The sequence below is a fragment of the Glycomyces sp. L485 genome, assembly GCF_022548875.1.
In the GTDB taxonomy this organism is placed as follows: Bacteria; Actinomycetota; Actinomycetes; order Mycobacteriales; family Micromonosporaceae; genus Glycomyces.
Window position 1 is genome coordinate 1 of record NZ_JAKZEW010000033.1, and the last position, 13,462, is coordinate 13,462.

A 13,462-nucleotide genomic window follows, 5' to 3' on the forward strand; every position below is an offset into this window, starting at 1 on the left:
GCCATTCCCCGTGTCCAGGACCAGAACACCACACCCAAGCGCCCCAAGTCTCCACACCCCCGCAGCCCACCGAACCAGATGCGACAGCCCCCGAAACCGACACCGCCACAACCCCCCGCGCCCCGCCACAGCCGCCGAACCGGACCCTACGGTCCCGCTCCTGCTCCTGCTCCTGCTCCCCACGACTAACCTCCGTGGCCGACAGGGCACCCCCGACCTCCACTCAGCTCCTCATCGCTGCCCGCCTGAAGACCGACCGAAAAGCACGAGCGAGCCGACGACCTCAGCCCTCCCATCCCGCTACCTCGTTATCGCTGCCGCTCTTGGCGCAGAGCAACCATCCATCCAACACTGCCCCCGCCAGCGCACGCGCGGCCATTGCCGGACTCCCCAGGCGAACCCCAATCAAAAAGACGGCGACCGCCGATGCACGCGAAAGCAGCAATTCATCCGGGCGCCATTGCTTTGCCGCAAGCCGGGCCGATCGGGACGGGGAGGCGACCCGCCAAGAGCGCCGCGACCGCCAGCAGGCCCGCGAAAGTCGTCCTGGCTCTAGTCATCGGATCGGTCTCCGCGTGTCACTTGATCGCGCCGGCCGTCAGGCCGGATTGGATCTGGCGCTGGAAGATGATGTAGGCGATGAAAATCGGAACCATGGCCAGCACAGTCCCGGCGAACAGGGCGCCGGGGTCCCCCTCGTATCCCTGCCGCACTGCCAGGTTGGCCAGGCCCTGCGAGATGACCGCGTCGTCGGGGTTGCGGCTGAGCAGCACCAGCGGCAGCAGGAATTGGTTCCACTGTCCGATGACGTTGAAGATGGTTATGGCGATCAGGCCGGGCTTGGCCATGGGGAGCATGACCTGGAAGAACAGGCGGTAGTGCCCGGCGCCGTCGATGAGGGCGGCCTCGGCGACGCCGCTGGGCAGGGTGCGGAAGAACGCGGTCAGGAAGAAGACCGTGAACGGCAGCGAGTAGGCGATGTAGACGAGGATCAGGCCGGGGTAGGTGAAGAGCAGTCCGGCGTTCTGCAGGGTCTTGAACAGCGGGAACAACGCCAGGAACACCGGGAACATCATGCCGCCGGCGAAAGTGAAGTACAGCAGTCGGTTGCCGCGGAAGGTGTAGCGGGCGATCACGTATGCGGCCATGGCGCCCAGCAGCATGGTGCCGGTGACGGAGAAGACCATGACCTGGACGGTGTTGAGAAAGTACTGGCCGATGCGCGCGTTGTTCCAGGCGTTGACGTAGTTCTCCCATTGGAGGGCGGCGGGCAGGCCCAACGGGTCGGAGGCGATCTCGCGATCGGTCTTGAACGAAGTCAGCACGATCCAAACGATCGGGACGACGACCATGACCGCCCACAGCCACAGGAATCCCTGGGAGAAGACGTTCATGACCGCGCCCTCGCGCCGCGCCGGACGGCGGCCCTGCCGTGGGGGCTTCGCCTGGGACTGGTCGGTCGTTTCGGGGGTCCGGGTCGCCATGGTCCGCTCCTCAGTACTCGATCGTCTCGCGTCGGCCCGCCCGCAGCGCCACGACCGCGAGGGTCAGCGCGGCGAAGAACAGGACGACGCCCAGCGCGGACGCGAATGCCTGGTCGGCGAACCTGAAGGCGTACTTCCAGATCACGCCGCCGACGACCTCGCTGGCACCGTCGGGGCCGCCCTGATCGGGCGTCATCGTGTAGATCAGGACGAAGACGTCGAGCGCGACGATGCTCAGGTAGATCCAAGCGGTCTGGACCGATTCCCACAGCAGCGGCAGGGTGATCCGGAAGAACAGCTGGAACCGGCCGGCGCCGTCGATGATGCCGGCTTCGTAGAAGTCTCGCGGGATGGCGGCCATCGCCGATGAGAAGAACACCAGGTAGAACCCGACCGAGCTCCACACGAGAACTGCGATGACGGCGCCCAGCACCAGGGCCCGTTCGGCCAAGAAGCCGTTGGCGGGCGCCGGCAGCCCGAACAGTTGCAGCCCGTTGGCGAGGAGCCCCCCGAAGCCGGGCGGGGCGTATATCTGCTTCCACAGGATGCCGATGATGGCCAGCGAGAGCACCTGCGGGAAGAAGTAGACGATCTTGTGGAAGCGGGCGCCGCGCACGCCCTCGATGCGGCCCTGCCGGGACCGTCCCCCGATGTTCAGCATGAACGCGAAGAACAGGCCCAGGGCGATGGTGACGATGGGCAGAACCACGAGGATGACTGCGGTGTGCTTGATAGCCGGGATGACGAAGCGACCGTCTTTGAACAGGTTGACGTAGTTGTCGAACCCGATGTAGTCGAACTGGTTGGTCGATCCGCTCCAGTCGGTGAAGGAGATCTGGAAGGCCTGGGCGAACGGGAGGATGACCAGCCAGGCGTACAGCCCTACCGGCAATGCCAGGAAGCTCAGGATGAACGGGTACTTGCCGTGTCTCATGAGTGGACCGCTCTCCTCAGACCCTCGTCGCTATGCGCCGTGGGTGAAATGCTCGATGGAGTCGTCGGCGGCGGTCTCGTCGGCGATGGTCTGCATCCGGTCGACGAATTCGTCGGGCGTGGACTCGCCGGACATGAGCGCGCCGAGCGCGGGCCTGACCTCCTCGTCCATCTTGGAGTACCAGAAGCGGAACTGCGGCTGGAACAGGTCGTCGGGGTTGGAGACGAGTTCGTCGGTGAGCTTGGCGGCCAGGTTGTCGAGCTTCACGCCCTCGACGACGGTCGCGGCCGAGACGGTGTCGCCGAAGATCTGCGCGCCCTCCTTGGAGAGCATGATGCGCAGGTACTCGTACGCGCCCGGCTTGTTGGCGGCCTTCTGGGGGACGATGAACGGCTCCTCGCCGCCGGCGCTGATCAGTCCCGGCTGCCGCGAGCCTTCGAGGTAGGGCACGCCGATCGGGGCGTACTCGAAGTCGTCGGGCGCGATGCCCTTCTGCTCGTTGGGCAGCCAGGAGCCGACCGGGATGAACGCGGCCTGGCGCTCGTTGAACGCCGTCTGGGACTGGATGTGGTCGAGTCCGGGGGATCCTTCGAGGATGTAGCCGTCCTCCCAGAGCTTGTACATCGCCTCGGCGGCCAGTCCCACCGACTCCTGCGACCAGGCGTCGGGTTCGAGGTTGTCGATCGCCTTGAGGACGTCGACGCCGCCGTGGCGGCCGGTGAGCATGAGGAACATGTCGTACAGGTACACCGGGTGGACGCCCGTGTACACCCACGGCGCGATGCCCTCGGCCTGGATTGCCGGGCACAGGTCGAGCATCTCCTCCCAGGTGGTCGGCGCGGTCCAGCCGTGGTCGGTGAAGAGCTTGTCGTCGTACCAGATCGTCCACGCCGAGAAGGCGTAGTTGAGCCCGTATACCTTCCCGTTGAAGGTGCCCTTGGCGAGCGATCCCGGGCGGAGCGTGTCGCGGACGGTCACGTTCGGGTCGTCGATCGAGGGGGCGTCCAGCAGCGGGGTCAGCTCGGCCAGCTCGCCGTCGTTGATGAGCGAGTCGATCGGGATCTCCTGCGCCCCGGAGTTGTCGATGACGTCGGCCGGCTCGCCCTGGGCGAAGCGCGGCTGCTGGGTCTCGGAGATCTGCTGGGTGGCCAGGTGGGAGATCTCGGCGTCGGGAAACTTCTCGTTGTACAGCTCCTGGTGCTGGACGGCGTACTCGTTGCCGAAGCCGCCGTCGAAGATGACCACGTCGAGCGGCGCGGACGGGTCGACGCCGAAGGGGTTCTCGGCGTCGTCGCCGACGCTCACGTCCTCGGAATCGTCGTCGGCGCCGCTGGTGGCGCAGGCTCCCAGGGAGCTCGCGGCCAGTCCGGCGGCGCCGGTCCCCAGGAGTCGGCGGCGGGTGAAGTTCGGTGTTGAGATCGGCTTCCTCATGGGCTTGTTGCTCCTTCAGATGTCGGTGCGCTTCAGTGGACGGTGGCCCACCACGGCGCGAGCACGGGATTCGAGGGCCTCCATCGTTTCGGGGAAGCGCCGCTGCGCGACGGCGATGTAGACGAGGTCGGCGACGAGCAGTTGGGAGTGCCGGGCCGCGAGCAGATCGGCGCGGAAGCCGGTCTGGCGAGTAGCCGAGAGCAGTTCGACGTCGGCGACCTCGGTGATCGGCGAGTCGGGGTAGGCGGTGATCGCGACGGTGAGAGCGCCGCGGCTGCCGGCCTCGGTGAGCATTTCGATGGTCTCGGCGGTCGTCCCGGAGTGGGACGCGGCGATCGCGACGTCGTCCCCGCCGAGCAGCGCGGCGCTGGCCAGCGCGTCGTGGACCTCGGTCCAGGCCCAGGCTGCGACGCCGGTGCGGTAGAAGCCCATTTGGAGTTCGCGGGCGACGATCGCGCTGGTGCCGACGCCGTAGACGTCGACGCGGCGGGCGTCGCAGACTCGGGCGGCGACGCGTTCGACGGCGTCGAGGTCGAGGGTGTCGACGGTGTCGCGCAACATGGCTGCGTCGACGGTGATGAGCTGTTTGAGGACGCGGTCGAGGGGGTCGTCGGGCGCGATCTCCTGCCCGATGTTGACGTCCCAGCCGGTCTCGGATCGGGCGGAGGCGCGGCCGGTCTCGGTGGCGATGGCGACGCGGAGGGCCGCGTAGCCGTCGTAGCCGAGGTGGCGGCAGAATCGGGTGATGGTGCCCGGGGAGGTGCCGGAGAGTTCGGCGAGGTCCATGATGGTCGCGTGGGCGGCGCCCTCGGGATCGGCGAGGACTTGGTCGGCGACTTTGGACAGCGCATCGGACAGTTCGCCGGCCTGGCGGCGGATCCTGTCGAGGACGCTCCCGTTCACCGCGTCGTCAACTTCACTCCGATCCACGTGACCCCCTTCACAACGTGTGCTCAAGAAAAACTATTGTCCGAGACACCCGCATGTCAATAACACGAGAATTATTTTTACTGGCTCTCGTGGACAGTGCCGGTAACCCTAGAGGCAGGGGGACGCCATGGATCAGAAACTCGCCGTCGGCATCGACGCCGGCGGCACGAGCTCGCGTGCCATCCTCATCGACGAGACCGGCGCGGTGCTCGGGACCGGGGCCGCAGGGCCGTCCAATCCGGTCGGCGGCGACCGCGAGACCGCTCTGTCGAATATGGCCTTGGCGTTGCGGCGGGCCCTGGGCGGCATCGATCCGCGCGAGATCGCGGCGGTGTGCGCCGGGACGGCCGGGGTGCTGTCGGTGACCGACGAGGTCAGGGAGCTCGCCGCCGAACTGCGGGGCCGCTTCGGCACCGACTGCGAAGTGGAGCTGGTCAGCGACGCCGTCATCGCGTTCGCCGCCGGATCGGCATCCCCGGACGGGACCGTGGTGGTGTCGGGGACCGGAGCGGTGGCGTTCGGGATCCGCGACCATATGGTGCCCGCGCGCAGGGCCGACGGGTACGGCTGGCTGCTGGGGGACGCGGGCTCGGGGTTCTGGATCGGGCGGGAGGCCGTGGTCGCAGCGCTGCGGCACATCGACGGGAGCGGCCCGGGCGGGCGACTGGTCGAGGCGATCATCTCGGCGGTCTCGCCGGGCGAGCGGCGCTCGGGCGCGCTCGTCGCGCGGTGCATGACCGACCCTCCGGCGCGCCTGGCGCGGTTCGCGTCGCTGGTGTGCGAGGCCGCGGACGGCGGCGACGCCATGGCGAAGTCGATCGTAGCCAGGGCCGTGGGGCACCTGGCCGAGACGGCGGCGTCGGTCGTGGACCCGGAGCTGCCGATCGTCATGGCAGGGTCCCTGCTGACGCGCCCGACGCCGGTGGCGGTGATGCTGCGCGAGCGCTTCCGGCTCGTCTACCCGAAGGCGGGGATCAGCCAGGCGACCGCCCCGGCAGTGGGGGCCGCCTGGCTGGCGGCCCGCACGTTCCGGCCCGACGAGGAGGAGCGCCAGCGGCTCCACCGCGAGCTCGCCCGGCGCTAGGCGCACGGGACGATATCTTCGCCGACGTGCACGAATCGGACCTCAGCGGCCATCCGCGCGGCACCTGGGATGGGAGCGGGAATTCGCGCGATGACCGAGGTTTCGACATCGGCGAACGACATCGCTGGGGGTTCGAAATGCCCCCTACCCCTTGGAACGGATTAGTCGCAGCCAGGAACACCCGATCCGGAAATGACTTAATGTGAACTGATGGGCCCTGACGAAAATCCCTCGCGTTTCAGCGGGGGAAACGGACCGCCATCAGACGCTCAATACCGCCCGCCGGATTGGCGCCAACGCCTCAAACACACCGGGGACCGATTCCTCGCGAACCGTCTCATGCCGCCCTTGGCGGCGGCCGTGTTCGCTCTCGTACTGGGAATGATCGCGGGATACGCCCTCTCCGCCTCCGATAGGTCCCGGTTGACCGACCTCGAGGCGACGTACGCCGCCGAAGTCGAGTCAGCGGAGGCATTGCAGGACCAACTCGATGGCCTCAAGGACCACATCGCCGATCTCGAGTTCGAGATCGAGCAGCAAGGAGCCGAGCTCGACGAGGTCGATCAGCGCGAAGCCGAGCTCGACGAGCGCGAATCCGCGATGGACGAGCGCGAACAGGAACTCGATGATCTGGCGGGAGAGCTCGACTCGCGCGAAGAGTCGATCACCGAGACCGAAGATGAAATCGAAGAGAACACCATACCGGGAGACGGCATCTGGGTCGTCGGCGACGAAGTCGAGCCTGGAACCTATAAGGCGCAGGGCTCGGGATCGGCCTGCTACTGGGCCCGGCTCGGTTCGCTCGACACCTCCGACATCCTCGACAACCATTTCGGCTCAGCGAAGGTCACCGTCGAGCTCCATAACAGCGATGCGGCGTTCGAGACCTCGGGCTGCGGTTCCTGGGTCAAGCAATAGCACCTCCAGCCTCACCTCTCGGATCGGCCAGGGCCCTGGCGAGCCTTCCTCCGGCCTCGTCGAGCGCCAGATCGGCGCTCTTCGCGTCGACGCCGTGTTCGATCATGACCACGGCGGTCTTGATGCGGTTCCCGGCCTCGTCGAGCGCGGCCTCGGCGATACCCTCATCGGCGCCGGTGATCTCGCTGACCATCCGGACGGCCCGGTCGGCGAGCTTGGAGTTGAGCACACGCATGTCGACCATGTGGTTGCGGTAGACCCTGCCAAGTTTGACCATGGTGATCGTCGAGATCATGTTGAGCGCGAACTTCTGGGCCGTGCCGGATTTGAGGCGCGTCGAACCCGCGACGACCTCGGGTCCGACCGGGATCTCGATGGCGTGCTCGGCCTCGCGCGACAGGACGGTCCCGGTGTTGCACGAGAGGCCGACGGTGAGCGCCCCGCGGCGGCGCGCCTCGCGGACGGCGGCGACGACGAACGGCGTTCGGCCCGATGCGGCGATGCCGACGACGACGTCGTCGGGCCCGACGTCCTCGGCGGCGACGGCGGCCTTGCCGGAGTCCGCGTCGTCCTCGGTGCCTTCGACGGCGCCGCCTTCGGCGGCCCTGCCTCCGGCGAGGATGGCCTTGACGAGGTCGGGCGGGGTGGAGAACGTCGGCGGGCATTCGGCGGCGTCCATGAGAGCGACCCGTCCGGCGGTCCCGGCGCCTACGTACCGCAGTCGCCCTCCGGCTTCGAGGCGTGCGACGACGGCGTCGATGGCCTCGGCCAGTTCGGGGAGCGCCCGGGCCACGGCGGCTGGCACGGTCGCGTCGGCCTCGTTCATGGTGCGGGCCAGTTCGAGCGTCCCGAGGCGGTCGATCGAGGCGTATCGCGGGTCGGCTTGTTCGGTTGCCAGCGATGCCAGTGCGGCATGCGCACGGTCTGGGTCGTCGGTCGTGTCACTCACAGGTGAGAGCCTAGCGTAGTGAAGATAAATTTCACTATCATACGGTTTGATGAAGAAATACACCGGACGTTCGGGTGTACCGTGTGCTCATGTCTGTGAGCCGCACCGATACCCCCAACCTCCTGGTGCTCATCAAGTCCGTCCTGCCGTCCCTTTCGAAGGCGGAGACGAAGGTCGCGCAGGAGATCATCCGCGAGCCTGAGGCCGCTTCGGCGCGCACGATCACCGAGCTGGCGCGGGCCGCCGGGACCTCGGAGGCCACCGTCGTGCGGTTCTGCCGGTCGCTTGGCCTGGACGGGCACCGCGAGCTGCGGATTCGGGCGGCGCAGGCCATCATCGGGGCCGAGGCGGGCCCTGACCGGGAGATCGCCGGCGGCGACATTCCGGCCGGCGCCGACATGTCGCGCATCATCGCCACCGTCGGCTACGCGGACATGGGGGCGATCACCGACACCGCCGACGCGCTCGACACGGCCGCCTGCGAAGCCGCCGTGGCCGCGCTCGCCGCCGCCGGGCGCATCGACGCGTTCGGCGTCGAGGCCTCCGGGATCGTCGCCGCCGACTTGACGAAGAAGCTGCACCGCATCGGCCGCACCGCGTTCTGCTGGCCCGACATCCACTCAGCGCTCGTCGCGACCGCCTTGCAGAGCGATCGCGACGCGGCCGTGGCGATCTCGCACTCCGGTGCGACGACGGAGACCGTCGAATTCCTGGAGGCGGCCGGGAACCGCGGCGCGGCGACGATCGCGATCACCAACCACGCGAGGTCGCCGCTGGCGGCAGTGGCCGATCACGTGCTGACCACGGCCGCCAGGGAGACGACGTTCCGTTCGGGGGCGACGGTGAGCCGGATCGCGCAGCTCATGGTCGTCGACTGCCTCTTCGTCGGTGTCGCGGCGAAACTGCGGCGCCGCAGCGCCAAAGCCCTGGCCGCCACTGCCGCCGCCGTCTCCGACCGGCTGCGGCCCGCCTCGTAGAGGGTGTCCGGCGGCCTCCGCCGGGAAGGCCGGGAGACGCCCCGGTGGGCCGCCCGCAGCGGGCCTTGGAGGCCGTGCCGGCGGTCCTCATCATGGTGAGCACTCCCCCGAATGGCCGAGCGCGTGAAAAAGATCCTCTGCGACTTCGCGACACGACCTGGACTTCACGGCGGTTCGGCCTCTAGTAGTCCAGACCGGAACCGAAGGAGAACAGGACCTCATCGCGGTCTTGAGCTGTTGGAACGTCCACCGGGAGACTGCCTTGGGGACGGATCTCCCCGGTGAGGACTCCGGCCAGCGAGGCGAGTGAACCCGTGGTGCCTGAGTAGGTCGCCAGATACGCGTTGACTCCGGTGAAATGCGCGATGTCGTAGGGAGTGCCGAGGGCGGCGGCGACCACCGGGACGCCGGAGCCCAGAAGGGACTCGACGAGGTCGGCCTGCGCCGAACCGGCGGCGACGTTGAACGTCGCGACCACGACGGCGTCCTTGCCATCGGCGAGGCCGAGTGCCCGATCGATCGCGGCTCCGTCGGGATCGTCACCGCTCGGGAACGCCTCGGCCCGCAGCCCGAGGCGGTTCAGCTCGTCGGCGATCGCGGCGACCGATTGCTCGCCCCGACCGGTCACCAGGACCGACGCGCCGTCCGCGGTCAGCGGCAGGACGCCGTCGTTCTGCAGCAGGGTCACCGCGCGGTCCGAGATGTCGTCGGCAACCGCGACGTGCTCGTCGGTGCCGACCAGATCGGACACCGCATCGGCGTCGGTGAAGGGGTCCTCGACGATGCCCCGCGAGTGCTTGAGCGCCAACAGGCGCCCCACCGAGGCGTCAAGGCGCTCCTCGGTCAACTCCCCCGACTCGACCGCCGCGAGGACCGCGTCCCGGGCCTGGCGGAAGTCCGGCGGCATGAGCAGCAGGTCCGCTCCGGCCAAGAGCGCCAGCACCGGGACACGGTCGTCGCCGTACTCGCTGCGCACGCCCTCCATCTCCAGCGAGTCGGTGACGATCACGCCCTCGAAGCCGAGCCGCTCGCGCAAGAGCCCGGTGAGGATCGGCTCGGACAGCGTCGCGGGGGTGAGCGAGTCGTCGAGGGCCGGGAACTGGATATGGGCCGACATGACCATGTCGACGCCGGCCTTGATCGCGGCCTCGAACGGCGGCGCGTCGATCTCGGACCACTCCTGTTCGGAATGGGTGATGACCGGCAGCCCGACATGGCTGTCCACATCGGTGTCGCCGTGGCCCGGGAAGTGCTTCGCCGTTGCGGCGACGCCGCCTGCCTGGTAGCCGGTCACCTGCGCCGCGGTCAGCTCGGCGGCGAGGTCCGGGTCGGAGCTGAAGGACCGCACCCCGATGACCGGGTTCGCCGGGTTGACGTTGACGTCGGCGTCGGGCGCGAAGTCGTGGTTCAGGCCCATCGCCCGCAGTTCGACGCCGGCGAACTCGGCGGCCCGTTCGGCGGCCTTCGCGTCGCGGGCCGCCCCGAGCGGCATCGCACCGGGGAACTGCGTGGCGGGCTCGCCGATGCGCACGATCTGGCCGTACTCCTGGTCGGTGGCGATGAGCAGCGGGACGCCGTCGCCCGCGGTCGCCGCCTCCTGGAGCCCGTTCGACAGCTCGGCGATCTGCCCTGGGTCGTTCACATTGTCCGACCACGTGAAGTACACGATCCCGCCGGGCCGGTAGGCCTCGATGAACTCGGCGGCGTTGTCGGCGCCGAGGTGGTCGCGATTGGCGGCGACGTAGTCCGGATGGTCGGTTTCCGCGCTCGAACCGAAGACGTAGACCATGAACAGCTGGCCGACCTTCTCCTCGACGGTCATCGACGCCAGCCGCTCGGTCACATACGTCTCGGTATCGTCGATGGCCTCATCCTCCCTCGGAGCGTCCTCGGGCGGGGGCTCGGCTCTTGAACAGCCGGCGGCGGCGAGGGCTCCGGCGAGGCCGGAGGCGAGTACGGTCTTGCGGCTCATCTTGGCGGATCCCACGCGCCCAGTCTTCCCGAAGCCCGCCGCGGGATCCAACCGGGGAGGGATGCCTGTGTCGGATCACCCAAAGGAGATCATTCGGGCCTCATGACCTCGATTTCAGGAGAACAGGCCTGAACCGTGCCGTATCGCGCGTCACCAGGCCATAGCCGGGCACAGCCGCAGGGCGAGGTATGGAGAACCGGTGGAGGCGTTCTCCCGCAGACACACGAAAAGCCGGGACGGAGCTGGGCTCCGTCCCGGCCTCTCAAGCCGTTCTAGCTGCTAGAACTTCAGGCCGTTGTCGCGGGCGGCGTCGGCCAGGGCCGCGACGCGGCCGTGGTACTTCAGCCCGCCGCGGTCGAACACGACCGCTTCGACGCCGGCTTCCTTCGCGCGCTCGGCGACGAGTTTGCCGACCTCTTTGGCCTTCGCGGTCTTGTCGCCCTCGAAGGCGCGCAGACCCGGCTCCACCGTCGACGCGGCGGCCAGCGTGTGGCCCTTCACGTCGTCGATGACCTGGGCCACGATGTGCTTCGAGGAGCGGAACACCGCCAGGCGCGGCTGGCCGGCCGTGCCCTCGACCTTCTTGCGGCCACGGAAGTGGCGCCGGTTCTTCGCGATCCGACGGCGCTGGGAGACGGACCCAGACGGGCGACGGCGCTCGAGTTTGCTCGCCATTACTTACCTGCCTTCCCGGCCTTGCGGCGGATACGCTCGTCGACGTACTTCACGCCCTTGCCCTTGTAGGGCTCCGGCGGACGCAGTCGGCGGATGTTCGACGCGACCTGACCCACGAGCTGCTTGTCGATGCCCTCGACGTGCAGCAGGGTCGGCCTCTCGACCTGGAACGAGATGCCCTCAGGGGCGTCGACCTGGATGGTGTGGGAGAAGCCGAGGCTCATCTCCACGCCCTTGCCCTTGGCCTGCGCCCGGTAACCGGTGCCGTTGATCTCCAGGGACTTCTTGTAACCCTCGGAGACGCCGACGACCATGTTGTTGACGAGGCTCCGCGCCAGACCGTGCAGGGCCCGCGACTTGCGCTCGTCGTTCGGGCGGGTCACCTGGAGCGACCCGTCCTCGTTCTTCTCGATACCGATGGGCTCGGGCAGCTCGCGGACGAGCTGGCCCTTCGGGCCCTTCACGGTGACCGTCGCGCCGTCGATCTTGACGTCGACGCCGGAGGGCACCTGGATCGGCTGCTTCCCAATGCGGGACATGCTTCATACCCTCCTTGACTACCAGACGTAGGCGATGACTTCGCCGCCCACGCCGCGTTTGCGAGCCTGGCGGTCGGTCAGCAGGCCCTGGGACGTGGACACGATGGCCACACCCAGGCCGCCGAGGACTCGCGGCAGCTCAGTGGACTTGGCGTATACCCGCAGGCCCGGCTTCGAGACGCGGCGAACCCCTGCCAGGGAACGCTCGCGGTGCTCGCCGAACTTCAGGTCGACGACAAGCTTCTTGCCGACTTTGCCCTCCTCGGGATCCTCGACGCGCCAGCCGGCGATGTAGCCCTCGTTCTTGAGGACCTCCGCGATGGAGGCCTTCATCTTCGAGTGCGGCATCGACGTGGTGTCGTGGTAAGCCTGGTTGGCGTTTCGCAGACGCGTCAGCATGTCTGCGATCGGGTCGGTCATTGTCATGCTCGTGTTTTACCTTTCTCACCCCGGTTCCCCCGCGATGTCGGGGGCCTGTGGCGATCGGAGTCGAAGTCGCTACCAGGAGGCCTTGTGGACGCCCGGGAGTTCTCCCGCGTGGGCCATGTCGCGGACGCACACACGGCAGAGGCCGAACTTGCGGTAGACCGCCTTGGGGCGACCGCACTTCTGGCAGCGGCTGTAGGCGCGCACGGCGAACTTCGGCTTGCGCTTCGCCTTCGCGATGAGGGCTTTCTTCGCCATTAGTCGTTCTCCTTGAACGGGAAGCCGAGGAGCTTCAGCAGCGCCCGGCCTTCGTCGTCGGTGTTCGCGGTGGTGACCACCGTGATGTCCATGCCGCGAACCCGGTCGATCTTGTCCTGGTCGATCTCGGGGAACACCGCCTGCTCGGTCAGGCCGAACGTGTAGTTCCCGTTGCCGTCGAACTGCTGGTCCGACAGGCCGCGGAAGTCGCGGATACGGGGCAGCGCGATCGACAGCAGCCGGTCGAGGAACTCCCACATGCGGTCGCCGCGAAGGGTGACCTTCGCGCCGATCGCCTGGCCCTCGCGCAGCTTGAACTGCGCGATCGACTTCTTGGCACGACGCACGATGGGCTTCTGCCCGGTGATCGTCGCCAGGTCCTCAAGCGCACCGTTGATGAGCTTGGAGTCCCGGGCCGCCTCGCCGACACCCATGTTCACCACGATCTTCGTCAGACCGGGGATCTGGTGGATGTTGCCGTACTTGAACTGCTCGGTCAGCTGCGGCCTGATGTCGGACTTGTAGGTCTCCTTCAGGCGCGGAGCGATCTTCTCTGCAACGTCAGTCATCACAGGTCCTTACCCGTCCGCTTCGAGACGCGGACCTTGCGGCCGTCGTCGCCGATCCGGTAGCCCACGCGAGTGGGCTGGTTGTCCGCGTCGAGCACCTGCACGTTGGACACGTGGATCGACGCCTCCTGGGTGACGATCCCACCGGTGCGCGAACCGCGCGCCGTCTGTCCGGCCTTGGTGTGCTTGGTGATGCGGTTGACGCCCTCGACGAGCACGCGCTCGCGGGTGGGGTACGCCTCCAGCACCAGGCCCTCGGCGCCCTTGTCCTTGCCCGCGATGATGCGGACCCGGTCGCCTTTCTTCACCTTCATCT

General features: G+C 68.1%; 15 protein-coding genes. 3 read left to right on the forward strand and 12 right to left on the reverse strand.

What is annotated here, in order from left to right:
• Window positions 1-578: 578 nt before the first annotated feature.
• The 4 genes from L0U85_RS15145 to L0U85_RS15160 all read right to left on the reverse strand — a co-directional run bounded on the left by L0U85_RS15145 (window position 579) and on the right by L0U85_RS15160 (window position 4,779).
• On the reverse strand, window positions 579-1,394 hold the full coding sequence (locus L0U85_RS15145) for a carbohydrate ABC transporter permease (RefSeq protein WP_347177456.1): 816 nt from the start codon (window positions 1,392-1,394) through the stop codon (window positions 579-581).
• Window positions 1,395-1,494: 100 nt separating this feature from the next.
• Window positions 1,495-2,418: a sugar ABC transporter permease gene (locus tag L0U85_RS15150; protein WP_241378604.1), complete on the reverse strand. Its 924-nt coding sequence runs from the start codon at window positions 2,416-2,418 to the stop codon at window positions 1,495-1,497.
• Window positions 2,419-2,448: 30 nt separating this feature from the next.
• Complete coding sequence (gene ngcE, locus L0U85_RS15155) at window positions 2,449-3,849, reverse strand: N-acetylglucosamine/diacetylchitobiose ABC transporter substrate-binding protein (protein ID WP_241378605.1); 1,401 nt, start codon at window positions 3,847-3,849, stop codon at window positions 2,449-2,451.
• Between the two features lie 15 nt (window positions 3,850-3,864).
• Window positions 3,865-4,779 (reverse strand): MurR/RpiR family transcriptional regulator, encoded by a 915-nt coding sequence (locus L0U85_RS15160; RefSeq protein ID WP_241378606.1) that lies wholly within the window; start codon window positions 4,777-4,779, stop codon window positions 3,865-3,867.
• Window positions 4,780-4,906: 127 nt separating this feature from the next.
• Here L0U85_RS15160 and L0U85_RS15165 point away from each other — a divergent pair, with 127 nt between their 5' ends.
• Entirely contained in the window at window positions 4,907-5,863 is a 957-nt protein-coding gene (locus L0U85_RS15165; RefSeq protein WP_241378607.1) for a BadF/BadG/BcrA/BcrD ATPase family protein, read from the forward strand.
• Window positions 5,864-6,223: 360 nt separating this feature from the next.
• Window positions 6,224-6,781 (forward strand): hypothetical protein, encoded by a 558-nt coding sequence (locus L0U85_RS15170; protein WP_241378608.1) that lies wholly within the window; start codon window positions 6,224-6,226, stop codon window positions 6,779-6,781.
• On the opposite strand, the gene murQ is transcribed toward L0U85_RS15170, so the two are convergent.
• On the reverse strand, window positions 6,771-7,730 hold the full coding sequence (gene murQ / locus L0U85_RS15175; protein WP_241378609.1) for an N-acetylmuramic acid 6-phosphate etherase: 960 nt from the start codon (window positions 7,728-7,730) through the stop codon (window positions 6,771-6,773). The two genes, L0U85_RS15170 and murQ, sit on opposite strands and share 11 nt — an antisense overlap.
• Before the next feature lie 89 nt (window positions 7,731-7,819).
• On the opposite strand from murQ, the gene L0U85_RS15180 reads away from it, so the two are divergent.
• Window positions 7,820-8,707, forward strand: coding sequence for a MurR/RpiR family transcriptional regulator (locus L0U85_RS15180; protein WP_241378610.1), 888 nt, complete (start codon window positions 7,820-7,822; stop codon window positions 8,705-8,707).
• A 181-nt stretch (window positions 8,708-8,888) separates the two neighbouring features.
• On the opposite strand, the gene L0U85_RS15185 is transcribed toward L0U85_RS15180, so the two are convergent.
• From L0U85_RS15185 to rplX, 7 genes are all read right to left on the reverse strand, one after another.
• Entirely contained in the window at window positions 8,889-10,694 is a 1,806-nt protein-coding gene (locus tag L0U85_RS15185; protein ID WP_241378611.1) for a glycoside hydrolase family 3 protein, read from the reverse strand.
• 264 nt (window positions 10,695-10,958) lie between these two features.
• Window positions 10,959-11,354 carry a 50S ribosomal protein L18 gene (gene rplR / locus L0U85_RS15190; RefSeq protein WP_241378612.1) on the reverse strand — a complete coding sequence of 132 codons (396 nt, stop codon included), beginning with the start codon at window positions 11,352-11,354 and terminating at the stop codon, window positions 10,959-10,961.
• Complete coding sequence (rplF, locus tag L0U85_RS15195) at window positions 11,354-11,893, reverse strand: 50S ribosomal protein L6 (RefSeq protein ID WP_026922777.1); 540 nt, start codon at window positions 11,891-11,893, stop codon at window positions 11,354-11,356. Before rplF ends, rplR begins: the two co-directional genes overlap by 1 nt.
• Before the next feature lie 18 nt (window positions 11,894-11,911).
• Window positions 11,912-12,319, reverse strand: a complete 408-nt coding sequence (gene rpsH, locus L0U85_RS15200; protein ID WP_241378613.1) for a 30S ribosomal protein S8 — start codon at window positions 12,317-12,319, stop codon at window positions 11,912-11,914.
• Window positions 12,320-12,391: 72 nt separating this feature from the next.
• Window positions 12,392-12,577: a type Z 30S ribosomal protein S14 gene (locus tag L0U85_RS15205; protein WP_026929009.1), complete on the reverse strand. Its 186-nt coding sequence runs from the start codon at window positions 12,575-12,577 to the stop codon at window positions 12,392-12,394.
• Entirely contained in the window at window positions 12,577-13,146 is a 570-nt protein-coding gene (gene rplE / locus L0U85_RS15210; RefSeq protein WP_241378614.1) for a 50S ribosomal protein L5, read from the reverse strand. The genes L0U85_RS15205 and rplE overlap by 1 nt, the downstream gene beginning before the upstream one ends.
• Window positions 13,146-13,460 (reverse strand): 50S ribosomal protein L24, encoded by a 315-nt coding sequence (gene rplX, locus L0U85_RS15215; protein WP_241378615.1) that lies wholly within the window; start codon window positions 13,458-13,460, stop codon window positions 13,146-13,148. The genes rplE and rplX overlap by 1 nt, the downstream gene beginning before the upstream one ends.
• Window positions 13,461-13,462 lie beyond the last annotated feature (2 nt).

Bases quoted from the DNA above. Each gene is read 5' to 3' on its own strand.
- L0U85_RS15145 (WP_347177456.1), bottom strand. From the start codon at position 1,394: ATGAACGTCTTCTCCCAGGGATTCCTGTGGCTGTGGGCGGTCATGGTC.
- L0U85_RS15150 (WP_241378604.1), bottom strand. From the start codon at position 2,418: ATGAGACACGGCAAGTACCCGTTCATCCTGAGCTTCCTGGCATTGCCG.
- ngcE (WP_241378605.1), bottom strand. From the start codon at position 3,849: ATGAGGAAGCCGATCTCAACACCGAACTTCACCCGCCGCCGACTCCTG.
- L0U85_RS15165 (WP_241378607.1), top strand. From the start codon at position 4,907: ATGGATCAGAAACTCGCCGTCGGCATCGACGCCGGCGGCACGAGCTCG.
- L0U85_RS15180 (WP_241378610.1), top strand. From the start codon at position 7,820: ATGTCTGTGAGCCGCACCGATACCCCCAACCTCCTGGTGCTCATCAAG.
- rplR (WP_241378612.1), bottom strand. From the start codon at position 11,354: ATGGCGAGCAAACTCGAGCGCCGTCGCCCGTCTGGGTCCGTCTCCCAG.
- rplF (WP_026922777.1), bottom strand. From the start codon at position 11,893: ATGTCCCGCATTGGGAAGCAGCCGATCCAGGTGCCCTCCGGCGTCGAC.
- rpsH (WP_241378613.1), bottom strand. From the start codon at position 12,319: ATGACAATGACCGACCCGATCGCAGACATGCTGACGCGTCTGCGAAAC.
- L0U85_RS15205 (WP_026929009.1), bottom strand. From the start codon at position 12,577: ATGGCGAAGAAAGCCCTCATCGCGAAGGCGAAGCGCAAGCCGAAGTTC.
- rplE (WP_241378614.1), bottom strand. From the start codon at position 13,146: ATGACTGACGTTGCAGAGAAGATCGCTCCGCGCCTGAAGGAGACCTAC.
- rplX (WP_241378615.1), bottom strand. From the start codon at position 13,460: ATGAAGGTGAAGAAAGGCGACCGGGTCCGCATCATCGCGGGCAAGGAC.